The sequence below is a fragment of the Pantoea sp. Tr-811 genome (assembly GCF_011752535.1).
In the GTDB taxonomy this organism is placed as follows: domain Bacteria; phylum Pseudomonadota; class Gammaproteobacteria; order Pseudomonadales; family Pseudomonadaceae; genus Aquipseudomonas.
The window spans coordinates 14,690-37,818 of the sequence record NZ_VWXJ01000009.1 but is presented as its reverse complement, the minus strand read 5'-3'; the positions used below and the strand labels follow the sequence as shown (position 1 = coordinate 37,818).

The following is a 23,129-nucleotide window of genomic DNA, read 5'->3' as shown; positions in this document are numbered from 1 at the left end:
ATTTTCAAAGTAAGGACACGCGCATGACCAAGTTCAAACTCATTCTGCCCATGCTGGCTACCGTCGCGATGGCGGGGTGTGTAACCACTGAGCGGATGCCCGATGGCACCACCAAGATTCGCTTCTCGGATGAAACTACCAGTTCGTTGGCATCGCTGGTGCCCACCAGTGTCGCTACCGGCATGGCGGGCGGGGGTGGCAGCGGCCTGGACCTGATGCCCACCAGAAGCCCGCTTAACAGTGGCCAGTTCCTGTATTTCGCCGGCCAGTACGACTATGAGTGCGCGGCTGCGTTGCTCTACAGCGCGAAATCCAGCCAGCCGATGGACACGCAAACCAGCAATACCTGCCGTGACCGCTACTTCAGCAGGCAGCAGGCCCTCAAGATGGCTGGCAAACCCTACAACAGGGCCGCTCCTGCTTACGATGCAGCCAATCCGCCGCAAGCCTACTGGGCACAGATGACGGGGCAAACCATCAGCCAGCTGGCCGGGACGGGGCAGTTCGCGACCCGTTTCACCGGGCTGCCGCGTGTGGGTAGCGATGGCCAGATCACCATGGTGGTGGGCTTCCTCGGCGCAGGCCGGGGGCAGGATGTCGCCTTGGCGACGACGCCTATGCGTACCCCGGTCGTGATCAACGATGCCGGTTTCGAGGCGCAGATGCGCTCGAAGGCTGCAAGGCTCAACACCAAGGTCGGCGACATGAGCACCTGCGATGCGGTGCTGGCCTACAATGGCGCTGTCGACAAGGGGCGTAAGCCTGCGAACGTTTCAGCGCGGGACTATTCCCGTTATGAAGTGCGATTCACGGTGGCTTCGATGGGGTGCAAGAACAGCCTGTACGAGTTCAAGAGCGCTTCGCAGCAGGCTGCTGCGCAGTGAGGCGAAGCCTAGGCTGAGCCCTAATGCTGTTCACTTAAGTACGATGTGACATTGTTGGGGCTGCTTCGCAGCCCATCGCAGGCAAGCCAGCTCCCACAGGGAACTGCAGCGCGACTGCTGGCACGGTTCCCTGCGCGACAGCGCAGCCCGTAGGGCTGGGTAGGCTCTCATCGAACAAATCGCAAATATCTGATTTAACAGAGAATCCTTGTAGGAGCGGGCTTGTCCCGCGAAGCAGGCGACGCGGTGTATGGCACCGGCTGCGCCGGTGTTCGCGGGGCAAGCCCGCTCCTACAGGGCATCGCGGCGCGGCTGCTGGCACTGTTCCCTGCGCGACAGCGCAGCCCGTAGGGCTGGGTAGGCTCTCATCGAACAAATCGCAAATATCTGATTTAACAGAGAATCCTTGTAGGAGCGGGCTTGTCCCGCGAAGCAGGCGACGCGGTGCATGGCACCGGCTGCGCCGGTGTTCGCGGGGCAAGCCCGCTCCTACAGGTAATTGCGGCGCGCTTGCGAGCAATGGTTCCTGCGCGACTGCGCAGCCCGCAAGGGCTGGGTGATCTCCTACAGATACAGCGCAAACTTCGAGAATTTCGCGGTCCTGTAGGAGCTGGCTTGCCTGCGATGGGCTGCGAAGCAGCCCCAACAATGTCACATCGCGCTTAAGTGAACAGCATTAGGACTCAGTCCGGTCTTTTTATGCCCGTTATCACGGGGCCATGTTCCAGGCATCGTCCGCCGCTGCCACCGATTCATCGATGCCGGTGCGCTGCAGGTCGGCCGCATTCAGCCAATCCTGGCTGAGGTTGGCCTGCTGGGCCGCATGCTCATGGGCGAACTCGCGCTGCACAATGGCGTCTTCCAGCATGCCTACCAGTGCCGGGGTTGCCGCGCCATATTCGCCGAGCAACGTTCGCGACGCTTCAGGTGGGAGCTGATTGATGGCGCTGCGCAGCTCTTGGCCGTGTTCCGCCAGGGCGGGTTGCTTGGCGATCACGATTTCCGTGGTTTGGGACGGGAATACGGAGGCGGTGAAGCTCTGGAAGTCCTGTGCGTTTGGCATATGGCGTGTCGTCCTTTACAGGCTGTAATCGTCGAGCCCCTCGCTGCGCGGCAGCGTGGGGCTGTTGTAGCGGGCGAGCGTCTTGTCCAGGTCGGCGGCCAGGTAGGTGCGTTCACTGTCGCGCAGGGTGCGTTGGATGAACGTATCGTCCGACGTGCAGGCGGCTACCTGGTCGCGCATGCTTGCCAGCAAGCCTTCGCGGTCGCCTCGCGAGCCTGGGCTGTTGTCGATCGCTTCGTAAGCCCCTTGCAGCGCTTGGTGCAGGCCGCGCTCTGCCTCAGGCTTTTCAGCCGGGCCTGCCGCTTCGAAGGCCACGGTACTGATGACGGCCTGGTGGATGGCCGTGAATGCGCTCACCTCGGCCTTGCGGCTCTGCATGACCCGGTCGGATTTCAAGGTATGGGGCGGTGTGTTGCGCAGCCATTGCGCCTCGTGTTCAGCGAGGGTGTCGATGGTCTGGCGGATTTTTTGGCCGTCAGGGCCGCCGCGCAGGGCGGCTTGCGCAACATGCTCGAAACTGATTGCCGGGTTGCCTGAGGTTTCAATGGCTTTCTGTTGCATGAGCCCGGCGCCGATCACGAATCGGCTCGCATCGCGTATTGATAGCTGCATCTAAGTCCGTCATTTCTCACAGGGCGTGAACGTGCCCGATTCAGTCGGTTTTGGCGCCTTCCGCATGGCTGTACTCCATTCGCGCGCAAGGGGCAGGAAGCCTGGCTGGGCCTGCGCTGGCGTGCGTGGAGTGATTCTTCGCGAACCCTGGGTTCGCCTGTACAAGTGACCATAGCATTTCTATTGTCTTTTTTCTTGTGCTTGAGTTTGATAAATCATTTTTTTACTCGATTAGGGTATGCCTGGCATCCCCCGGACCTGTGCGTCCAGTTCTGCCGCGCCGTGATAGGTCTTGAGCTTTAAAAGCCCGTAAATCGGGTATGAATCGGCCATTCGAGCGTTTGCGGCGCCTGGTTTGCAAACTGGCTTTAGCGGTCGTTTTTGTCCGAAAAAACGGCATTTCTAGGGCCGCCAGTGGCCTGCATGGCCGATGATTCGGCGGTTTCTGGGGGCTTCCAGGGGTATCTGAATAGAGCGCTTCGAGACGTGCGAGGTCTTTTAGTCAGCCTATTTTTTGCATGTTTTTCGCGCTTTTTTAGCTGATTTATCAGCGTTTTTAGTGCTTGTATGATGATTTTAGGATAGCGGCTTACAACGTTGTTTAACGAGCCTGAGGGGTGGGGCAAAGGGTTTTGTTAGTTTTCTTTCGTAACATTTTTTTGATAAATTGGCGTTATCTGGTTAACATTGGCCAGCCTTATCCATCCATCGGCTCATGCCTTGGCGGGATACCGTGCTCGAGCTCGAACGCATTCATGTGCAGGCCGTCACCTGCCGTGGGCGCTTGAGCCAACTCAAGGACGACGGAGCATTCCAAGGGGAATTCGTCGCGAACGATTTAGATCAACCGTCCGCAACTCGATTCAGGTAGGTACTCTCAATGGCTCAAATGCCGTTCTCCCCGTGCAGCGATGCAGGCAGCTGTTCTGACCAGTCAGTCGAGATGCTAACTCGGATATTCGGCCCGGTTATCACTTCCTTGGTCAAAGGCACTGACCCCAACGGGGTGGAAGCAAGCGCGAACATCCTTGCCACCATGTTCGGCTTTTTCAACAGCGGGATCCTGATCATCGGCTCCCTCATCGTTTCCTATGTCGCGGTGATGGGCGTGTTGAACACCGCCAACGACGGTGAAGCGATGGGCAAGGGCTGGTCTTCGCTCTGGACGCCGGTTCGGATCGTGGCCGGCGGTGCGGTGCTTTTGCCGACCACCAGCGGTTTCTCTTTCATTCAGCTGATCGTGCTGATGTGTTCGCTGTGGGGAATCGGTTTTGCCAATGGTACCTACAAGGCTGGCATGACCATGGGGGTGCTGTCGCCGGACGGTATCGTTCAAGGGGTCAATGCGCCGGGCAACTTCTACGGCCTGCGTGATTTTGCCCGGCAGTACGTGGCGGCCGCCTACTGCGCCCATGCTGCGAACTCGATCTACGCCGACAGCACCGGGGCCGACAGGCCCGAGGTTGGCGCAGGCAGCAGCGGCAGCTCGGCGGCGTCCGAGCCCGACAAGAACACCGTGGTCGATGGGCGTCGGGAGATGACCTTCTACCTCATGGACCGCAACGGGCAGACCAACCTGGCCGGTGGTGCGCCGATCTGCGGCACCGTCACGTTAGCCAGCTACGAGGCCCAGACCAAGGACGAGCCGATTCCGCAGGCGCTGGAGCAACTGCGCGCCAACGTCCAGACCGTGAAGATCAATGCCGCGACGCAAATGATGAGGGAGCTGGATGTTTGGGTTAACGCCTGGCCGGCGACCCTCAATGATGCAGGGTGGGAAAACGTCAAGTCCGCCAACTTCAACACGATTGTCGACAAGTGGGAAAAGCAGATCGTCACCCAGCTCTCCAGCCAGGTGGATGCAGGGCAGAACGGCGTTGACAATGGCCTGAAAGCCTTCATTGATACGTTGACCGAAGACGGCTGGGCGGCAGCCGGTGGCTGGTTCCAGCGCGTAGGCATGGTCCGTGGGCAGATCGCCGGGGTGCTGGCCGAATCGGTGGGCACCGTTGGCGCCCCTTCGCTGTCTGGCTTGCCTGCGGACTCGCGTGCCACGCTGTTGGTCAACAGCGTGACCACGGTCACCGAGGCGGTCAACAAGAAGGCGGAAGAGAGCTCGGACTATTCCACGTCCAGACAGGTCAAGGCCGACGACCTTGCCAGCCTCATTCCCAAGGACCCCAAGAGCGATATCAACCTGGGCTCCCTGAAGTCGGACATGGACGCCAAGATGTCGTCGTACGTCAATGGCTTGATGCTGAACGTGGTAGAGATCGCGACCGGCGCCGGCAGCAACGGGCAGACGCCCCTGTGCGGAACCGCAGGGCAAATGGGGGGCTCGCTCAATCGCATGAAGTGCGTGGGTGATTACCTGAGCGTTGCGCGTGCAAGCATCATGGTGGCCGATGTCGCGATCAAGACTGCAGCCACTGCGGTGCGGGTGATCGCGGGTACGCTTTCGTCGATCAAAGGGCTGGGTAACGGCCTGGACTTGGACAAGATCGTGACGCCGCTGTGGGAGTGGGTGCTGGAAGTGCCGATCAAGCAGCTTGCGCTGATGGCCAACTACATCGAGCCGATGGCGTTCTACTTCGCGGTGTTCCTGCCTAGCCTGCCCTACACGATTTTCATGATCGTCTTCGTCGGCTGGCTGCTGGCGGTGTTGCAGTCGATCATCGCCGCGCCGCTGTGGGCGGTCATGCACATGACGCCGGACCGCACGTTCGTAGGCTCCCAGACCCAAGGTTACCTGTTGCTGCTATCGCTGTTCGCCCGTCCGGCGCTGGCCATTCTCGGGCTGTTCGCTGCCGTGCTGGTGTCGGACCCGGTGATCGACTACATCGCTAAGGGCTTCTTCGCGATGCGAGGGGCGGTGGTGACGTCATCGGGTGGCGTTGGCGCGATTTCGGAGTTTCTGACCTTCGCCTGGTGGTTCATGGTGTTCGGCCTGACCCTGCTGCCGGTGTTGTACATGACCTTCGGCCTGCCGCAGACCTTGCCTGACCAAGTGCTGCGCTGGATCGGCGCCGGGGTCAGTGACCTGGGTGAAACCAGTGCCGTTGGCCAGATGCGAAGTGGCGTGACAGAGGCGGCAGGCAGCATTCGCGGCGGTACCGGCATGCGCCTGGGGGGCGGCAAGGGCAAGCTGCCACCGCCGGATGGCACCTCGCCGGGTGGTGGCGGTAAAAAAGGCGGCGGGCCACGTGGCGGTTCGGATGGTGGCGCGGCGTTGCTCAGTGCCAACAACCAGGGCGCTGGCGGCGGTGGCGGCCAGGACTCCGGCGCCAAGGCGGAGTCCAAGGACAAACGTACCCTCGGCGAAAAGCGCGTTGATGCTGCAGGTGTGGCGTTGGGCCGGGCGATTACCGGCGGCGCGTCATCCACCGCCAGGGCCATGCGCAACGTGGGCGGTGCCGCGCTTTCGGCAGGGCGTGCCGGTGTGGAGTCTTACCGCGAATCGGGCTCGGCCTCCATGGGCGGGCGGATGCGTGATGCGGTAACCAATGGCGCGCTGACGGCCGGTGCGGGGCTGGCATCGGCCGGGCTTGCGGCCGGTGCTGATTTCAAGCAGGCCTACTCGACGGCCAAGTCCGAGGGCAAGGCGGCTTACAACGAAGGTGCCGATGCGCGTATTCAGGCGTACAAGGAGTCGCTCAGCGGTGGCGCAGCGCCCGCCGGGAGCGACGCGGCCGCACAGCAGCCTGAAACGCAATCGCCAGGTGGCCCTGGCCAGGACAGCAGCGTGAAAGATGCCCAGTTCAACGATGCAGGGTTGCCTGCCGGCGCACGCTCGGCGGGTAACCAAGGCAGCGATGACGAGGGGCGATAAGCCGGGGCGGTCTGGTGCCGCACCTGAGCTGGCACTGAGTGGAGGTCGTTGCCGTTTGGGCGTCGCCCGGTGGAGTGGGAATTTTCCGCCTCGCTGGCGGTCTTGGACGATGACGCGCAATGGTGTACGCATCTTGATACGCGACTCGGATCGCTTGGCGGAGGTTTCGTATGGATGAGAATCAACTGGAAGACCAGCTTCGACGGCTGCTTACCGGGCTGGCTGACCAGGCCATCGTGCGCGGTGAGCAGTTCATCTACGACGGCGGCGAGCTGTATGCCGACGATGTGGCGGATATCGGGCTGGTGGCGGTGCTGTGCCTCGCTCAGGCGCTGTCGGTACGCGCCGGGTTGGGTGGGTTCGGTTATGCGTTCCAGCTGGCTGCGCCGGCCAATCCGATTTTCCCGATTCATGCCCGCCGGCCCCAGGTGCTGCCGGAATTTTCCAGGGTCGCGCCTTTTGTTTCTGCCGTCTTCCATGCTGAAGTACTGGATGCCAGGCAGGACCTGACGCTGCTTTACCACGCTGCCGCACAAGGGCTTGCGCAAGGCGACGAACCTGTCGGTGATTAGCCGCTGCGGCCCCGCCCTATTAACGTGAGAGAAGGAATTTCCTATGCAGGATGAAAACTACTCGGGCGAGGAAGCTGGCCCTGCAATCGAATTGCCACCTGGCGTATTTCCTCCGATGCCGGGTTACACCCACAAGGACCTGCTGGCCGTTGCCGACGCGCGCATAGCGCGCCTGCTGTCGGCGCAGGGGGTAGACCCGGGGTTGATACGCGAGACGCTGATCGCGCTGAGCAGCCACCTGAATGCCGACTTCGAGAATGAAGGTATCCAATACCTGATTTCCACCTGCCATCAACAGCCCGCTGACGACCCAACCCTGCATGACAACAACATCAGGCATGTTGCGGAAAAGGTTGGCGTCATTGCGCTGAACGCAGCGGCCGACTCCCTGGGTGGGTCACCCTTGCTGGAGCTGGGCAAAGGCTTTTATGAAACCTTCATGTACCAGGCGGGAGAAGCCGTTCGCGATCATGTGTTGACGCTGAACCAGGCCTGACCGCGGCGATCGTTCATAGGGATATGAAATGAGTGACTTGCATATCACGGTGTACCTCGACGGTACGCGCAACAACAAGGACAACGATGCCCCCGAGGGTGCCCACACCAACGTTGCGCGGCTGTATGACCTCGATACCGCCCAAGGCACCAACCTTGCCCGCAACTCAGGGGGCAAACCGCAACAGTACGACGCCAGTGCGCGCTCTGGTCAATCGGAGAAAGTCTACATCGACGGCGTTGGCAGCCAGAAGAACAACCCGCTGGGCATGGTTTTCGAAGGTGCGACCGGGGCCGGTGGCCAGAGCCGTATCGAGCAGGCCTATGACACGCTTGTCGCCTTCCATAACAAGTACCCCGACCTGGCCGTCGATGTGAATGTGGTGGGTTTCAGCCGGGGAGCGGCCCAGGCCCGGGCGCTGGCCAACGTATTCATCGACCGTGGCGTGCCGATGCTGGACAGCCAGTTCCGGGTGACGGATCAGTACCTGATTCCACCCGGCCAGCCCCATGTCAACAAACTGGGGATCTTCGACACCGTCGCCTCGTTCGGCAATGCGAAAACCGACACGCACTTGAACAAGAACCTGGAGATCAGCGGGAACATCGATTCGACCACCCACCTGGTGGCGATGAATGAGTACCGAGACACCTTCCCGTTGACCAGTGCCTTGCGCAATGACGACAACTCGCGGATCGAAGAGTTGAAATTCGCCGGTGCGCATTCGCAGGTGGGTGGTGGCTATAAGCACGATGTGCTTGCCGCCGGCCCGCTGGCCGTGATGTACGACCGCCTGCAGACCGCCGGCATCGAAATGCGGCCGATGCTGCCCGAAGACGTGAAGCGCGTTGAACAGTACAACGTGTTGATAAAGGACCCCGCGCAGTTGCAGGAAGCGCTGATCGATTCGCGCCTGTCCAAAGGTAACGATGCCTTCCAGCGAAGCGCTGATGGCCAATACACGGTCGTCGATAACGCGCCGTTTCCTTTCGAGCGTGCCACGTTCAACTATCGCGATCGGCAGACCCGGCCCTTCCAGCACGAAGTTGAAGGGCGCAGGGTCATTTTCGAGAATGACGATTCGCTTTCCAGGCCTGCCATCCAGCGCATGGGTGAGAAGGCGGGCCAATGGCTCACCGGCTGGGCCAGCAAGCTGGTCAACGGTAAGCCTATGGTCGTCGAGCCAGGGCCGAGCCTGAATGAAGCGATGGCCTCCAGGTCGCAGGACTACGAGGCCCAGGCCGCACAACGCCAGGCCGCGGTGCGCGAGCAGGTTGCGCAACTGTCGGCTTCGTTGGCCGACTCCAAACCCAACAAGGCTTACCTCGAAGGCCTGGCGCTCGAACCGGTGCCTGTGCCTGTGCCTGGCGCTGGCCCTGCGCCCCGGCCCGTGAAGCCGCCCAGCTATGCGGTGGTGCGTATCGACCCCGAAGGCTCGGCGGCATTCAGCGACCTGGGCTTCGAATACGAGGCCAGCCGAATCGTCGCCGATGCGGCGATCGGCGCCCTGGCCAGAGCCCCCTTGGGGGTCGATGACCCGTTCCTGCTGCACGACACCAATGGCAACGTCGTGGGTACGCTGGAGGCGGTGCACGAGGTGCCTGCATTCGACGCCGAGCGTGGCGTGCAAATTGCGATCAACCTACAGAACGTGGACCCGGCGGCGCAGGCAGGCGTGCTTTACGATGGTTTCAAGCAGGCCTCCGAGTGGATTGCCGAACGCCCACAAGGCACGCTGAAAGACCAGTACGAAGTATCAGGCGTGGATGGCAAGCCCGCGGTTAAAGCAACGCTGGCCAACCCGGCCGTTCCCGAGCTGCAGAAGGCCGTTGCCTGGGAAGCGCCAGAGCCCTGAGTTGGCTGGGCTGGCGCCGAAACATGGTTTCGCACGTACCGGCGGTAACGCTTTTGCGCCCGCCATTGCTTAGAATGCACCCATTGCCGACGAGGGTCGGTCAGTCAATCCGTAAGGGCACAAGATGAAAATCCACAAATACCAGCCAGGCACTTTCATCGAGATCGATGACATGGCGGGTGGGCGCCGCGTGGCAATGGTCTGCAAGGACGGCGTGACGTTTTGGGATTTGCTCGACCCGGCACTTTGCACGCCGTTGACCATTCATCCGTCCATGAACCCGCAGGAGCTAGGCAGCCTGGTGACGTTCAGCCAGGGCAGGGGATTGGCCAAGGCCACCCAGGCGCTGGTCGCGCACCTGCGCGCCGCAGGAGACCAGCGCCTGGATCACGACCCACTGTTCGTCATGCGGGCGCTGTGGTTCGTGGCGAAGCGTGCGAGCCCTGCGCAGGCTGTTCCCGACGCCGCGACGCTGGTATGGGCCTGCGAACAGGCCCAGGCCCAGGCGCAATCGGCGGCACGTATTCACCAGCTTGCCGGGCAGTATTGCGCGGGCTGATCTACGCGCCCTTCGATCAGTCTGGGCTCGGTGCCTGCGGGCTGGCTTGCTTTGCCAGTTGGCGCTCATGCAGCGCCGCATAGCCATCGACGGTGGCGCGCAAGGTTTCGAGGGCCTGCCTGGAGGTGGCGCCAGGGCTGTGCTGGGCCAGCGCCTGGTACACGCTCTGGGCGTCTAGCTGGTGGGCACCGAAGGCTTCGTCCAGGGTTGCCTGCTCCACGATTTGCCAGTCCACCTGGGTGGCCAGGCCATCACCCACAGCGGCAGCCGCATGCTTGCCGAACAGGTAGGCCGCGCCGGCCTTCGCTTCGAGCCCTGGCAACGCTTCAATGCGTTCGCGCATCTCATCCTGGCGGGCCCGCCGCTCGACCGCTGCAGTCGGTGAGGCCAGCTCCATCAACAGCTCGCCCACATCGGTGAAGCCTTCACTGGCGAAAATCTGCGCAACCTTGCTTGAGCGTGCTTCAGCCCTTGGCAGGAACACTGCCACGCTGTTGTCGTAAGGCTGCGGCAGGTCGCCCCAGTAGTGGGTGGCCTTGAAGTCGCGCAGCGCATCGAGCGCTTCGGAAAAGAACACATCCTTGGCGACGGCGTAGATGGCGTACTCTTCGTTCAATTCGCTGGCGGCCTGGGCATCGAGGCCGTAGTGCACGAGGCGACCTTGCAGTGAAACAGGTTGCTGCAGTTGCCTGGCGATATGCTGGGCCGCGACGAAATGGTGGGAACCGCCGCTGTTGGCCAGGTACAGGCCATCGTCCCAGGCATACTGCACCATGAAGTCGCTGGTGCCGTGAACGATGCCGATTTCCGGCCAGCGCAGGTTCTGCGCAAGCCCCTCCTGGCTGATGTCCTGGGTAAAGGCCTGGCAGGCCTGTTCTGCCATCTGCTGCAGGGAGAAAAAGCGCTGCAGCTCGGACTTCGATGCAGCCAGGCCGGTCACGTCGGTGATGTCGAAGGCAAATGCGGGTGTGGTTTCGGTGCTGCCCAGGCGGGCAAGCGCCGGGATGTGCCGATGCTCGCTCTGGTAGTGGCCGTCGCTGGCGCGCCAGCCGCGCACGTCACCGTTGGTTTCGCTGCCTTGGCTAGCACCGATCCGCTGCGACCATTCATGCCAGCGGACCACGCACGATGACGCGATGACGGCCGGGGTGTCGTCCACCCGTGCCCGAATGTTCGGTGTATCGGCGATGACCCGGCGCAACCGGGCGGGAATGCCCAGGTCATCCTTGACCGTTTCCAGAAACTTCGCAGCCAGCGTTCTGAAACTCATGGCGTGACTCCCTTCAGTGCCTGTAGGTACGTGGGGTGTTACTGGGTGGCGCGCTTGACTGCATCCGCGGCTTCGCGCGCTGTGCGCTTGATGGTCTTGGCTACCGTGCGCATGTTGTTGGCGCAGCTGATGTAGGTGTCGCCGCCATCGGCATACAACGAAAGGTCGTGGTTGCCGACTTCCTTGCGGTAATCACCCAGGTCGTCCTTGGGGATGTCGGCCAGCTTGGCGACGGCCTGAATGCTTTCGCCGGTGAATGCCCCGGCATAGGTGTCGAAGTCGCCTTCGCCATTGGAGCCTGGGTGCATCGACAGGCGGGTGATCGAGCGGCCGTAGACATCCAGTGCATTCGGTACGGTGTACTCACCGTCGGACAGGTCCGATGCCTGCACGATGGCTTTGCCGTTGGCCGCCTTTACCAGTGCTTCGAATTGTTCCGGGGTGACGCTGCGCTCGCAGGTAAGCACCTGGGCGAGGCGGGCGTTGGCTTCGGACGGGTCCACTTCCGCTGCCTGGGCCGTGGCGCAGGTGAGGGAAACCAGCAGGGGAATCGCGAACTGCAATGCTTTCATGCGTCAAATCCTTCCTGGATGACAAAGTGCTATCAATTTTGCTTGTTAGAAAAATGTTTTTTGGATGCTGTGAGTGTGCGCCACGCCTCGCGCTTGGTCAAGTGAGCGGCTGTGCAGGGCGGTGAGTGAAACCTTGACGGGCAAAGGCCTCAACTACATACTCACCATCCATATCAACATTTTTCTAACAGGCTGATTTGATAATCAGCAGGATGTTGGACGCTGTTGTCAGGCTTGGGCCGCAGTTGGCTGCGCCAGGTGTTCTGAGCCTGTTCGTTCAGCTGTCCCTTACAAGGAGTTTTTCAGGCATGTCCTACCCAATACCTCCACTTGCCGTGGGGCCGGGCCAGAGGGCGGTGGCCGATCGCCGCGTCGCCTTGTGGCTGCTGGCGGTACCGCTGATGGGGGTGCTCATCGCTTTCGCGATTGCGGTGGTTGCTACCGCGATGGGGGAGATGCCCAAGGGCTCACCCCGTTTCTACGCCGCTGCGCTGTCTTTTTCCGCCTTGCTGCTAAGCGTCATGCTGTTGCCGGCCTACCTGCTCAGCCTGGGCTGGTTCGCCTGGTGGACCCGTGGCGGTGACCTGCGCCGCCTGCGCCTTGGCTTGTGGATCGCGCCGCTGGTGGCGCTGTTGTTCGCCTGGTTCCCGGCCACCCTTTTCCCTGGGCTGAAGCCGCTGGGCCAGGAGGCCATCGATCCTTTGCGTATCTATTTACTGGCGGGCATGCTCAGCTTGGTGTTGGGGTATGCCTGGTCGGTCATTGTTTTCGTGATTCTGCGGTATTGGAGAAACGTATGAGCACCCTGATCGCCACCCCCCGCAGGCGGCTGCTGCCGTTGGTACTGGCCGCATGGTCTGCAGCACTCGCCCCACAGGCTTTTGCAGGGTTCGAGCTGGTCGAAAGCCCGGCAGCACCGGTTCCCTATGTGTCGTCCTCGCCCCAGGGCCAGGACACTGCGCACATGCAGCAGACCATCAATGCGCTCAATGCCGAGATCCAGAGCCTGCGAGTTCGCTTGGCGGCCGCGGAAGCCGATGCCAATGGCAGCCGCCAGGAGCTGCTGGCCATCCGGGCGCGGCAGGAGAACATCCAGTCTTCGATCAACCAGATGACCCTCAACTTCGCGTTCGGCCACTCACGTTTCAGCCCCGGCCGCGAAGACGGCGACGTGCTGGTGCGCTCGGCCCGGGATGCGCTGCAGGTCAGGATCGTCGGCTACACCGATGGCGTCGGCACGGTGGAGGCCAATCGTCGCGTGGCGTTGTTGCGGGCGCAGGCGGCGAAGACATACCTGATTCGGCGTGGTATCGCGGCTGCAAAGATCAGTGCCGAGGGCCAGGAAGGGCACTACATCGCCTCGAATGACACGGCAGCCGGGCGTGCTACCAACCGCCGTGTCGAGTTCGACTTTTTCGGCCAGTACCATGCAAGCGCGGCCCCCGCGCAGTAACCGCGAGGGTCGCGCCCGGGGTCAGGCCTGCAGGCGCATGTTGTCGAGGAACAACCGGGCCTCGGCGGCGGCGGCGATGGTGGCGTCGGCAGGTGCCTCCCAGGCTACGCCGTTGTAACGCAGGCTGTAGCTTTCGCGGCAGGGGTGGAAGCTGATATGAGCCCAGTCGATGTTTTCACTGCCGGCCCACTGGCCAAGAATTTCCGACCTCGCGGCACTGGCTGCACGACGTTTTTCGATCTGCCCAACCACGTTGGCGAACAGGCGAAGGTTTTCCAGGTCGATGCTGACCGAGGCTGGGCCGATGTTCAGCACACCGCCCTGGTCGTCGGGCGTGGGGTGAAATGCACAGTGAAACTGATGGGTCATGGGTACATCCTTGAAGTTAGGGCATGCAAACATGCAAACATGAACGGCTACAGCTTGGACCTTCAAGTAGGGCCAAGTTCAGTCTAGTCGAGCCGCCAAGAGGTAGTGGGACCATGTATTCACGGTATGAACTGGAAGCTTTCGTGGCGCAGGCCATCAGTGGCGATATCCTTGCCCAGGCAGGGGGCGGTTTCGTCAGCGTGATGGCGAACAGCGCGCCGGCTATCCAGAAAGACATTCCGGTCGCGTTCGAGATGTACACGCTGCTCGAACACTTTCTGAAGTCATTGCCCATTCGCCAGGAAGCGCTCGGTTATGGCGCGCAGGTACTGGACCTGGAGCCGGGCATCGTGGTCGACCGCGATGGGCACAAGGTCATCGCACTGCTGCCGATCCAAGCCAACCAGCTGGCGGACGTGGCCTTCTGGCTGGCCGATGCATTGCCTAGCCGTGAGGTCAAGGCCATGCCTGGTATGCTGGCATTGATGTTCACCGTGGAAACCCATGATGATTCAAGGCATCTACTGCCCGAATGGATGGCAGCATTTTATGTCCAAGGCGAGGCAGGGCATTGTGTGCCCATCCTGGCGCTGAAGTCTGTATTGGAAGACGAGCGCTTCGGTGGGGACTGGGTAGCGGTTGCCGTACACCGGCTGGCTGAATTCGCCCTGCCGCAGGCCGATGCCCTGCAAGCAGCGGGCGCCGAGCTCAAGACCACCCGCTGAGGGCGCAATTCAAGGAGGTGATGCAATGGACCATAACTGGGGCGCAGGCCGGGGCAATGGCGGCCTGGACGGCGGGTACATCGGCTCGATCGACCACGCGATTTCCAACCTGCATGTCGGCCGCCGCCAAGGGCGCGAGGCTGGGCATCAGGAGGGCTTCGACGAGGGGCAGTCGCAGGGCTATGCGCAAGGTTGGGATGCCGGTGCGGCCTGTGCCAACGAAAAGCTCGCGCCCTTGAGGGCCTACGTTCGGCAGTATTTCGAGGAAGCCGTTGAGCTCAGGGCCGTCGTGCAGCGGCAACAAACGATGATCGACTTGATGTACGAGCAACTGTCGCAAGTGGCCAAGGCCAACGCGGCCAGGGCGGAACAGCAGGCCGATGCGTCCGACGGGGTGGCAGCACTGAAAAGTGCCAACCAGCTGCTGCAGGCCAGGGTCGATGTGATGGATGGGCATTTCAAGGCTACGGTCGAACAGTCCAATCTCAGAAGCGAGCAGTACCAGCGTACCCTCGTGTTCACCAGGGCGGTGCATGGCCTGTTGGAAGCGCTTACCGCAGGCGAGGGGCCGGATGCACAGCAGCTTCGTCAGCGCTTCGTGGAGCACTATCAGGCGCAGGTGGCCGCAAGCCTGCGCGATGGCGATATCCAGCTGCCACCGGAGCAGGATGTGGCCTTCGAGAAGCAACTGCCGGTGATACAGCAGTTCATCGTGCGCATGCAGCAGTCTGCTGCACCTGACGCGGACGTTGATAGCCCAGACCCAGCGCCCTAGGCGCTGGGCCGGCGTGCCTGGCCTGCGAGCGCCTGCCGGTTATTGGCTTGGCGGCGGTGCCGGAACGGGCGCGTCCGGCGCAGGGGCGTATGGCGTTTCGTGGCCGGGGTTGGCCGGGTCGTTGCCAGGCCCACCCGGGCCATCGGGTGGCGGGCCGCCGACAGGCGCGCACACCAAGGCCGTTCGTACCGGGGCAGGGTACTGTTGCACTTGATAGCCATAGGCGGGCGGCTGGCGTATTTCCGGTGCCTGGCACGTCCCTTCGACCACGCCCTGCTGAGGCGTCGAGAAGTCGCAGCTTTCACCTTCGTAGCGGTTCGAGCAGGAGCGGTAAGCAGCAACGGGCGTGACCTGCTTGGGAACAGGCACGTAGATGGTGGTGTTGCGCGGCAGCTCCCGCCATTGCTCTTCGCCCGCCTCCGGGGCGCCTTGAGCGTAGGCGCTGCTCGCCATGGCCAGTACGCTGAACGCCAGCATGCTCGACAGGGACATTTTCACGGGCACCTCCAGGCGTTACAGGCCAGGTTCGTAGTCCGAGCCACTGCGGTTAGCGGGCGCAGGTTCGCTGTGGTCAAGGCCCGCATTCACTTCGACGCCGCGCTCCTTCATCTCGCTGATCATGTATTCGTAACCCACCATGAAGTGCTCAAGGTCATAGCCCGGGTCTGCGGCCTTGATCTTCGAGGTCAGCTCGACGATTTCCAGCTTCACTGGGTCCGGCGTTTCGTCGGTGTCCCAGTTGGTGGAGTTCGATTCGAGGTTGTTGAGGTGGAAAGCCTGGCTGAACGGCTTGCCGTCTACCGTGATCTCCTTGCTCAGGCGCTCGTAGAGGTTCTTGCCTCCCAGGCCTTCTTCGAGCTTGGCATCGACCACCCGCAGGAAGTCCCGGTGCGCTTCAGGGGTGCCCGAGACTTCTTTCCAGTTGTTGTACTCTTGCATTCCGTTCTCCTTGCTTGAATGAATGTGGGGGCCTTCATGGCGCCATAGAGAGGTTGACTGGCCTGCGGCGGCGACGAGGCGGCGCTCAGGGCGCGGCGTCGTTGTCGTTGGATGAGCCGGAGAATGTGTTGCGGACCATGTTGCCGATACCTTGCAGCACTTCCTTGAGGCGCTCGAAAATACGCTGCATGGACTCTTTCAGGCGTTCCAGGTGCGAGTGCGATTCCCCTTCGAACGCCGGCGTGTTGGCCGCATTGTTGTGGATGTTCTCGCTGGATTCTTCGAGCCGGTTCTTGAGCTTGTCGTAATGCGGGTTGCCTTCGGTTTCGGGGTTCAGCAACTCTTCCTGGGCGCGCCCATACTGGCGGGTCCAGCCGGTAAGGGCCTTGTCCATGGCTTTCTTGCTGCTCTGCGCCTCCGGTGACTGGCCTACGGCGCCGACGAACTCGGCGTGCAGGTCGGTGTACTCACCGTCGGGTTTCATCTTTTCGATCACTTCCGGCACGCTCAGGCCGGTTTGCTCGGCACGCGCTTCGATCTGCTCGCGCACCTGGGGCAGGCCGCCTGAATTCCAGAAGGCCGTGTGCGCTTTTTCGTAATTGCTGGCAGCTTTCTCGACCTGGTCGACGCGGTATTCGGACAGGCGTGGCAGTACCTGCACCCGGCCAGCCATTTCCTCTGAAAGGGCCGCGCCCGTGTCGGCAGCTGTGGCGGTTTGCGCCGGCGAAGCATCGCTACCCTGGGCCTTGGGGGTTGTATCCCAGGCCTTGGCCAGGCTCTGGGCACCTTTGCCCAGGCCTTGCAGGGCGGCGCCGGTCAACGAGGCCACACCGCTAACCAGCTCGGCGCTGCCCTTGACCAGGGACTCGATACCATTCGGTTCGCGTTGTGCGCCCGGTGCGGCTGGCGAACCGTTCGTATTGCCCTGTTCGTGCAGGGCTTCATTGATGCGCCGTACTTCCTCTGGGTCGAGTGAGGCCCCCTTGGTTTTCATTTCGCCGACCACTTTCATCAACGCATCGAAGGCGCTTGGGTCGATGTCCGCGGCGGCCTTGTGCGTTGCGCTTTCAGCGGCTTGCACGCTAGCCACGGGCTGCTGCTGACCCGCCTCGGCGCTGTACGCCTGCAGGGCCGCCGCATCGATTGCTTGCGCGGTCCAGGCCTGGCCCTGGCGGTCCAGGCGCAAGGCGTCGCCCGGCTGCACCTGGGTATTGCTCACGGCCTGCTCCAGCCCGGAGTCCCACAGGGTTTGGATGCCAGCGGCCGTTTGCAAGGTAACGCTGTAGACGTTCTTGTTGGCCGCATCATTGTTCAGGGGCGTCGCGCCATGATGAACCACGATGCCTGCGTAACTCTGCCCTGGCTGGGCACGTTGCCCGGCAGCAGAGTCAGCGACGGCTGGATCAGGCTTATCGAGTTCTTTGGGTTCCATCTGTGATTACCTTTCGTGGGCGCCGCATTATTCAATGGATCTGGACACAGCTCCTTTCTGAGCACGCTCATGCGCCCATTCGGTCTGTGCCCTTTGACCTGCCAATTTCTGCGACGCGTAAACGGCAAGCAATGCTTCAACTTTTTCTTTCTTGCGATAAATCGCTTCCGACAAGTAATTGCTGACACCAATGGCCCGGTTGTAGTCAACCCACAGGGCGCGGCTGGAAACATGGGTGATGCTGGTATTCCACTCGGCATCGCTGAAGCGTCGGGTTGCTTCAGTCATCATCATTTCCGAAACCGACAGGGTGTCGTAGCCACCGATGGGTGCCGTTGGCAAGGCACCATAGCCATCGGAGTCCGACAAGTACATCGCAGGAGTTTTGCCATCTGCTTCGGCCAGGGCAGCATCGGCATTGGCTGCTGCTACCTGAACCGGCTCGACGGTATTGTCCGGAGCAACGCCGCCCGAAGGCACGCTGCCAAACAGGATCTGGTGCTGCGCCTTGGTATCCTTGCCCAGGATCGGGTAGTGCTCCGGGTGTCCATCCTGAATGGCGTAAGTTTGGCAGAAATAGGGCGCCGGGTCAGTCTTCCAGCCGATGCCATCCTGGCGATTGAACACCGGGGCCAGCTGCGCGGGGTTGAACGGCCCACGTTGGGCATTCTCGGAGAAGGCCTTGGCCCTTGCCGCATCTTTCGTGGCGGTGCCGTAGGTAAAGTGCAGGTGCTTTACCATCGAGGTGCTTGGCGTGTTCCCCGAAAGGCCCAGCTGCTGCCCCGGCTTCACCGTGGCGCCGCGTTTTACGCCATTGGCGAAACCGCTAAGGTGGTAGTAGGCAACGATGTCGCCGCTGGCGCGTTTGATCAGCACGGCGTTACCTGCCGACCCGCGAGACCCGGCAAAGGTGATTTCACCCTCGGTGGTGGCATACACAGGCTGCGAGGCACCGCTGGTGGAAAAGTCCAGGCCATCGTGCATGTGCGCCTTCTTGTTGGCCGAGCCGAAGTTGCCCGAGCCGCCACCGCGGAATTTGCCGAAACGCCCGGACACAATTTCCTTGTCGGTCGGCGATACCATGCAGGTGTCCGCAATGGCCCACTGGGCACTGGCCAGCAACCCGAGGGTAGCAACGCCTTGCAAGATCGTTTTGTTCATCCCTTGAGCCCCATCACTGCACGCTCTTCATCACGTTCTGCTTGGCCGCGTCCGCTGCCGCTTCGGATGTCCGGTTCTGCGCACCGCTTGCGCTGACCTCCAGCGACACCAGCGAGGCCAGCTGCGCTTCCATGCTTTCGTACTGCCGGTACTGTTTTTCCTGAATGGCCAGGTCCAGGGCCTTGATCTTCAGCAGTTCCACCAGCGCGCCGCGTTCGTTCTGGGCGGACATCACCTTGGACCAGGTGTCGTACTCGGCCGTGTTGCCCGAGTAGCGCTTGACCTCTTTGCGAAAGTGCTCGGCCAACGGCAGGTCGGAGCCGGTTTCCGTGCCTTCCACGCCCGAGTAGTCGAGCTGGATGGCCTTGAGGCTGGAGAGGGCAGGGGACACCAGCGCGTCCTTGCGTGCCTTGGTCAGGGCATAATCCTCGGCAGCCGACGACTTGCCGGCCGCTTGCGGCACTGGGCCGTCGGGCAGGCCGGCGATGTTGTTGACGAACCCCACCTTGGCTTCATACAGCGGCTCGTTTTCCATGGAAGGTTCGAACAGGGTCGCCACGCTCAGGTCTGCGCCCGGCAGCGCGCCCGCCGATTTGCACAGGCCCGAATCCGCCTGGTCCTGGGTGCAGAAGTTCTGCCGTGCCTTGTTCAGTGCGGCCCGGGCGCTGATCGGCTCGGCATAGGTGCCTGGCGCTGCGACGATCTCGGCCTTGACCCGCTGGCGCACTTCGGTGCCCATGTCGGCGTCGCGGCTGGCGATCAACGTGCGTGTCGCGTAGACCTTGCAAGGTGAATAACCCTGGCCGAACTCGCCGCCGTAGTCGAAACGCGCCTGTTTGACCCGTTGGGTTTGCGCCATCACCTTGAGCGCCGTAGCCGTTTGCTGGGCCGAGTTGCGCCCGGCTTCGGCAACGGTGTTCGCCGCCAGGGCTTTCTGCTTGGTCAGTACCGCAATGGCCGAGGTCAGGCGCTGGCTTTCGGTTTCTAGAATGGCCGAGAGGGAAGCATCCACCGCGCTGAGCGCTGCGCTGATCGCCTGGCCGGCCGCGGTGAACGCCGGCGACACCATGGTTTCCTGGTACTGAGGTGGGCAATAGGCCCAGGCCAGCGTGGAGGTGAGGGCCAGGGAGGCACCGAGCGATACCTTCCATTTACGCGACTCTCGCGCTTCGTCGAAATCCTTTTTCATGGCTACCTCACTGCATCGTGCGCGTGGCGTTTTCAGACAAGACCTTCTGATAACGCGATTCCAGCGGCGCTTCGAGGCGCTCGGAAGAGGCGATGACCAGGGTTGCCAGGTTCGCCATCAGGCGTTGGTTCTGTTCGTATTGCTGCTGATGGATCCAGACTTCGAGGCCGCCCATCTTGGCCGCTTCCACCAACAGGCCGCGCTGGGTCTGGCGGGCCATGTTGCCCGACCATTGGGCAGCCTCCTTGCCGCCAAAGTATTGGTTCACGCGCAACTTGAGCACTTCGTTCGGTGACTTGCCGCCGAACTCGGTGCTGCGGGTGTTGGCCGCGTTGATCATCGACAGGCTGTAGGCCGGCACCGACAACAGCGAGTCCTTGCGGTTTTTCTGCGCCATGTAGGCTTCACCGGCAGGCGTGGCGCCAGCCGCCTTGCTCAGCGCCTCGTCTGGTGGCCCCATCACATGCTGGATATACGCCGTACGTGCTTCGGTGGTCAGCGAGTTCTCGTCGGCGGGCTCGAACAGCAAGGCGGCGTTGGTATCACCGCCCGGCAAGGTGCTGAGCGTGCACAACCCGGCATCCGCTTCGGCAGCGCTGCAGAACTTGTCGCGGTGCTCCTTGAGGCGTTGCTGCATGGCCTGGGCCGTCGAAGGCACCAGCCGGCCAGGCGAGGCGTCCAGCGAACCGACGGCCACCTTCGCCTTGGCAGCCATGGTGGTGAAGGCGATATCCATCGACTTGTTCTTCGCCACGGTTCCACAGGGGTCGAAGCCCTGGCCGGTGGCGCCGTTGAAATCGAGATAGGCCTTGGCCATGGCGCTGTTCTGCTGCTGGGCGTTGACCGCATTGACCAGCTGTTCGGAGGTTTGCCGGTTGTTGTCCGCGACCACGTTGGCAGACAACGCCTCTTGTTTGGTCGCGATGGCCACAGCCGAGATGATCTGCTCGAACTTGTAGGTCATCTGCGCACCGAAGCTGGTACCGAACGCGGCGATGTTGGTGGTGGCCGAGGTTGTCAGCAGGCCGATCTGCAGCTCAGTCCAGGCTTCTGCCGGGCCGAAACCGTACAGGGCGCCATAGGAAACACCCGAAAGCATCGTCGATCCCACGACGATACTGGCTAACTTAAGCCGAAAGTTCATATCACTGCCCTGTGAGCATGGGCACGCGACGGTCCGTCACTTGCCCGACGAGAGAATTGGCAGCCATCGCGCTCATCGCCGAGCTTGCGAGTTGCTGCGACTGGGCGACCTTGCAGGCGACCGTGGCACAATCGATGTGCGCTTCGGCCCGTTGGTCGGTGATCATCGCGGTGTAGGCGTACGCGGCAGCCTCGCCTTCGGGGGCGAGGGTCTTTTCGCTGAAGGGGCCTGCGTAATCCACATCCCAACCCTGCATGCCATTGGCGTTGAGCGTGCACATGCCTTGCCTGGCTTCGGAAACCGTGCAGTAGGTATCGCGGTGCATGGACAAGGCCGATTGGTCGGCCGATGCCCTGGAGCCCACACGCTGGGAGGCGAAGGTCGCCATCAAGTGCGCCGTATCCTTGTCACGTTGCGACAGGGCTTCGACGAAGAGCTTGCCTTGTTCCTGGGCGGTGCACTTGATGGTGACGGGCTGCCCGACGGCCGAGTCGAAGGATGTCACGGCCTTCATCGCCCGGTCGGACATATCGATGGCACCCACCGCGTTGGCCAGCTGCTTCTTTGAATCGCTGTCCATCTGCGAGACGACGTTGGCTGACAGGGCGGTTTGCTTGACTGTCACTGACCAGGCGCTCATCTCGGTCTGCATGGTGCTGATGAACTCAAGCACCGAGGCCCAGGACAGAGCCTGGGCCGGCAATGCCGTCACCCCAAGCCCCAGCCCTACGGCCAGTGCCGCCGCGACCTTTTTCATCCTGGGCTCCCCTTAGTTGAACAGGCCGGCAGCTGAACTGGACGTTCCACTGCTCGAACTGGAAGAAGAGCTGCCGCTGCTGCTGGATGAACTGCCGGAGGTGGTGCTGGTTGCTGGCGCGACGGTGCTGGTGGACGCTGCGCTGCTGGTAGTGGTGCCCGTGCCCGTGCCGCCGCCGAAGTCGGTTTGCACGGTGTTGAACGGGTTCACATCGATGGTGTAGGTGGTTTCGTAACCGGCTGCGGCGTTGTGGTAACTGGAGCCCAGCTCAGGGTCCAGCGAGCTCATGCCCTTGCTGACCAAGCCGTTGCTCAGGCCGTTCAGGTCGGCCAGCGAGGTGCCACTGCTGACCTTGCTGATTGCCTGGTTGATCGGGCTGGTGACCATCGAGGCGACTTGCTGGATCGCCGTACACACTTTCTTCTGTGCATATTGCAGGACGGCTGCCTGCGCCGAGGCCAGGATGCCACCCAGGCTAGGGATGGAGCCGGACAGGTCGAACAGGCTGCTCAAGCCGCCGAAGCAGTCTGCCGTGGCGCTGAAGAGCGACTCGACATTGGGGGTTGCCGCTGCCAGTTCGGTGTGGATTTTCAATGCATCGCTGATGGATGCACCGATGGTGCCTTCCTTGGTGCCCTCGGCGCAGTCCTGCGCATCGGCTTTGATGGCGTCGGCGACCACCGAATCCTGTTCGGAAATCAGGCTGCTGGTTGCTGCGCCTGCAGGCCCTGCCAGGAGCAGCCACGCCCCCAGGATACCGCCCAGCACTGCGCGCTTGCCCACAGATTTGCCCATCGCCGTGGCGACAGGGTTCAGTCGTCCCTTATACATCTGCGTAGCTCTCCATGATCTGTGATATCTCGCGTAGCCGCGGGCCGGAGAAAATTTCGCCGAGCAGGCGTGCCTTGCTGAAGGCATCCAGGCGATGGCGAAATGCCTTGAGGTCTGCGGAGGTGTTCGGATCGCTTTCCAGCAGCGCTGCCAGCGCCCCGCTGAAGGTTTCGTTGTGCTGCGCGACATAGCGCATCAGGTAGACGCAGCGCGACGAGGTGAGGTGGGCCAATAGCTCGGCGAATGGCCGCGGCACCCGGTGCAGGGCGCGCGCGCAGGACTCGACGAAGGCCTGGATTTCCTGCATCAGCAGTTGGATCTCGAACTGCTGCGCGGGGGCATCCTCGTTGAAGTCCACCGCCCAGCGGTCAAGGCGGTCCATGGACATGAGGAAGTTCACGAGCTGTGCATTGCGTGACGACTTGGCGAAATGGCCTAGAACGCCATGTGCCGTGAGGTCAAGCTGGTCGATGGGCGGAGTACCCGCATCGGATATTTTGATTTCGTCCATTCCCTGCACTCGCTTGAAGCATACGTAAATACGCTAAAATGCATCCTGTTTCTAATTCTGTATCAAAAAGACTGGCGTATCAACTTTTTGACAAGGAAATAGTGAAGGTCGTAGGTGGGCAATTTGCCACC

The 23,129-nt window shown here is 62.0% G+C and carries 24 protein-coding genes; 10 read left to right on the top strand and 14 right to left on the bottom strand.

All coding sequences use genetic code 11. From position 1 onward, the window contains the following. The first annotated feature begins 23 nt into the window (after positions 1-23). A complete protein-coding gene (locus tag F3J44_RS14975) occupies positions 24-884 on the top strand; it encodes a hypothetical protein (RefSeq protein WP_167273737.1) in 861 nt (286 codons plus the stop codon). Between the two features lie 709 nt (positions 885-1,593). Here the strand turns inward: F3J44_RS14975 and F3J44_RS14970 are convergent. Both F3J44_RS14970 and F3J44_RS14965 read right to left on the bottom strand, forming a co-directional pair. Beyond that, complete coding sequence (locus F3J44_RS14970; RefSeq protein WP_167273734.1) at positions 1,594-1,947, bottom strand: hypothetical protein; 354 nt, start codon at positions 1,945-1,947, stop codon at positions 1,594-1,596. A gap of 15 nt (positions 1,948-1,962) precedes the next feature. Continuing rightward, on the bottom strand, positions 1,963-2,508 hold the full coding sequence (locus F3J44_RS14965; protein ID WP_205299905.1) for a hypothetical protein: 546 nt from the start codon (positions 2,506-2,508) through the stop codon (positions 1,963-1,965). A 931-nt stretch (positions 2,509-3,439) separates the two neighbouring features. Here F3J44_RS14965 and F3J44_RS14960 point away from each other — a divergent pair. From F3J44_RS14960 to F3J44_RS14940, 5 genes are all read left to right on the top strand, one after another. Next, positions 3,440-6,388, top strand: a complete 2,949-nt coding sequence (locus tag F3J44_RS14960) for a DotA/TraY family protein (RefSeq protein WP_167273730.1) — start codon at positions 3,440-3,442, stop codon at positions 6,386-6,388. A 170-nt stretch (positions 6,389-6,558) separates the two neighbouring features. After that, the gene (locus F3J44_RS14955) at positions 6,559-6,960 is read left to right on the top strand and encodes a hypothetical protein (RefSeq protein ID WP_167273727.1); all 402 of its coding nucleotides are present in this window, start codon (positions 6,559-6,561) and stop codon (positions 6,958-6,960) included. Positions 6,961-7,003: 43 nt separating this feature from the next. Beyond that, on the top strand, positions 7,004-7,456 hold the full coding sequence (locus F3J44_RS14950) for a hypothetical protein (protein ID WP_167273725.1): 453 nt from the start codon (positions 7,004-7,006) through the stop codon (positions 7,454-7,456). A 28-nt stretch (positions 7,457-7,484) separates the two neighbouring features. Continuing rightward, the gene (locus tag F3J44_RS14945) at positions 7,485-9,311 is read left to right on the top strand and encodes a DUF2235 domain-containing protein (protein ID WP_167273722.1); all 1,827 of its coding nucleotides are present in this window, start codon (positions 7,485-7,487) and stop codon (positions 9,309-9,311) included. A 124-nt stretch (positions 9,312-9,435) separates the two neighbouring features. After that, the gene (locus tag F3J44_RS14940; RefSeq protein WP_167273719.1) at positions 9,436-9,870 is read left to right on the top strand and encodes a hypothetical protein; all 435 of its coding nucleotides are present in this window, start codon (positions 9,436-9,438) and stop codon (positions 9,868-9,870) included. 16 nt (positions 9,871-9,886) lie between these two features. Here F3J44_RS14940 and F3J44_RS14935 read toward each other — a convergent pair whose 3' ends face one another. Together F3J44_RS14935 and F3J44_RS14930 are read right to left on the bottom strand one after the other, a co-directional pair. After that, on the bottom strand, positions 9,887-11,140 hold the full coding sequence (locus tag F3J44_RS14935; protein WP_167273717.1) for a DUF6685 family protein: 1,254 nt from the start codon (positions 11,138-11,140) through the stop codon (positions 9,887-9,889). A gap of 38 nt (positions 11,141-11,178) precedes the next feature. Continuing rightward, the gene (locus tag F3J44_RS14930) at positions 11,179-11,712 is read right to left on the bottom strand and encodes a hypothetical protein (protein ID WP_167273714.1); all 534 of its coding nucleotides are present in this window, start codon (positions 11,710-11,712) and stop codon (positions 11,179-11,181) included. 308 nt (positions 11,713-12,020) lie between these two features. On the opposite strand from F3J44_RS14930, the gene F3J44_RS14925 reads away from it, so the two are divergent. After that, on the top strand, positions 12,021-12,512 hold the full coding sequence (locus F3J44_RS14925) for a hypothetical protein (RefSeq protein ID WP_167273711.1): 492 nt from the start codon (positions 12,021-12,023) through the stop codon (positions 12,510-12,512). Further along, a complete protein-coding gene (locus F3J44_RS14920; protein ID WP_167273709.1) occupies positions 12,509-13,165 on the top strand; it encodes an OmpA family protein in 657 nt (218 codons plus the stop codon). The genes F3J44_RS14925 and F3J44_RS14920 overlap by 4 nt, the downstream gene beginning before the upstream one ends. A gap of 21 nt (positions 13,166-13,186) precedes the next feature. On the opposite strand, the gene F3J44_RS14915 is transcribed toward F3J44_RS14920, so the two are convergent. Next, positions 13,187-13,534, bottom strand: a complete 348-nt coding sequence (locus F3J44_RS14915; protein ID WP_167273706.1) for a hypothetical protein — start codon at positions 13,532-13,534, stop codon at positions 13,187-13,189. A 113-nt stretch (positions 13,535-13,647) separates the two neighbouring features. Here F3J44_RS14915 and F3J44_RS14910 point away from each other — a divergent pair, with 113 nt between their 5' ends. Beyond that, on the top strand, positions 13,648-14,259 hold the full coding sequence (locus tag F3J44_RS14910; RefSeq protein ID WP_167273704.1) for a hypothetical protein: 612 nt from the start codon (positions 13,648-13,650) through the stop codon (positions 14,257-14,259). Between the two features lie 25 nt (positions 14,260-14,284). Beyond that, positions 14,285-15,034, top strand: a complete 750-nt coding sequence (locus F3J44_RS14905) for a hypothetical protein (protein WP_167273701.1) — start codon at positions 14,285-14,287, stop codon at positions 15,032-15,034. A gap of 39 nt (positions 15,035-15,073) precedes the next feature. On the opposite strand, the gene F3J44_RS14900 is transcribed toward F3J44_RS14905, so the two are convergent. The 9 genes from F3J44_RS14900 to F3J44_RS14860 form a co-directional block, all read right to left on the bottom strand. Beyond that, positions 15,074-15,532 (bottom strand): hypothetical protein, encoded by a 459-nt coding sequence (locus F3J44_RS14900; RefSeq protein WP_167273699.1) that lies wholly within the window; start codon positions 15,530-15,532, stop codon positions 15,074-15,076. Between the two features lie 15 nt (positions 15,533-15,547). Next, positions 15,548-15,973: a hypothetical protein gene (locus F3J44_RS14895; RefSeq protein ID WP_167273696.1), complete on the bottom strand. Its 426-nt coding sequence runs from the start codon at positions 15,971-15,973 to the stop codon at positions 15,548-15,550. A gap of 85 nt (positions 15,974-16,058) precedes the next feature. Then, positions 16,059-17,405, bottom strand: a complete 1,347-nt coding sequence (locus F3J44_RS14890; RefSeq protein WP_167273694.1) for a hypothetical protein — start codon at positions 17,403-17,405, stop codon at positions 16,059-16,061. 27 nt (positions 17,406-17,432) lie between these two features. Further along, a complete protein-coding gene (locus F3J44_RS14885; RefSeq protein ID WP_167273691.1) occupies positions 17,433-18,566 on the bottom strand; it encodes a M23 family metallopeptidase in 1,134 nt (377 codons plus the stop codon). Between the two features lie 13 nt (positions 18,567-18,579). Further along, a complete protein-coding gene (locus tag F3J44_RS14880; RefSeq protein WP_167273688.1) occupies positions 18,580-19,755 on the bottom strand; it encodes a hypothetical protein in 1,176 nt (391 codons plus the stop codon). Between the two features lie 7 nt (positions 19,756-19,762). Then, complete coding sequence (locus F3J44_RS14875) at positions 19,763-20,854, bottom strand: hypothetical protein (protein ID WP_240158384.1); 1,092 nt, start codon at positions 20,852-20,854, stop codon at positions 19,763-19,765. A gap of 46 nt (positions 20,855-20,900) precedes the next feature. Beyond that, positions 20,901-21,656 carry a hypothetical protein gene (locus F3J44_RS14870; RefSeq protein WP_167273683.1) on the bottom strand — a complete coding sequence of 252 codons (756 nt, stop codon included), beginning with the start codon at positions 21,654-21,656 and terminating at the stop codon, positions 20,901-20,903. 12 nt (positions 21,657-21,668) lie between these two features. Next, complete coding sequence (locus F3J44_RS14865; RefSeq protein ID WP_167273680.1) at positions 21,669-22,487, bottom strand: hypothetical protein; 819 nt, start codon at positions 22,485-22,487, stop codon at positions 21,669-21,671. Beyond that, positions 22,480-22,998 carry a type IV secretion protein IcmW gene (locus F3J44_RS14860; protein ID WP_167273678.1) on the bottom strand — a complete coding sequence of 173 codons (519 nt, stop codon included), beginning with the start codon at positions 22,996-22,998 and terminating at the stop codon, positions 22,480-22,482. The genes F3J44_RS14865 and F3J44_RS14860 overlap by 8 nt, the downstream gene beginning before the upstream one ends. Between the last annotated feature and the right edge of the window lie 131 nt (positions 22,999-23,129).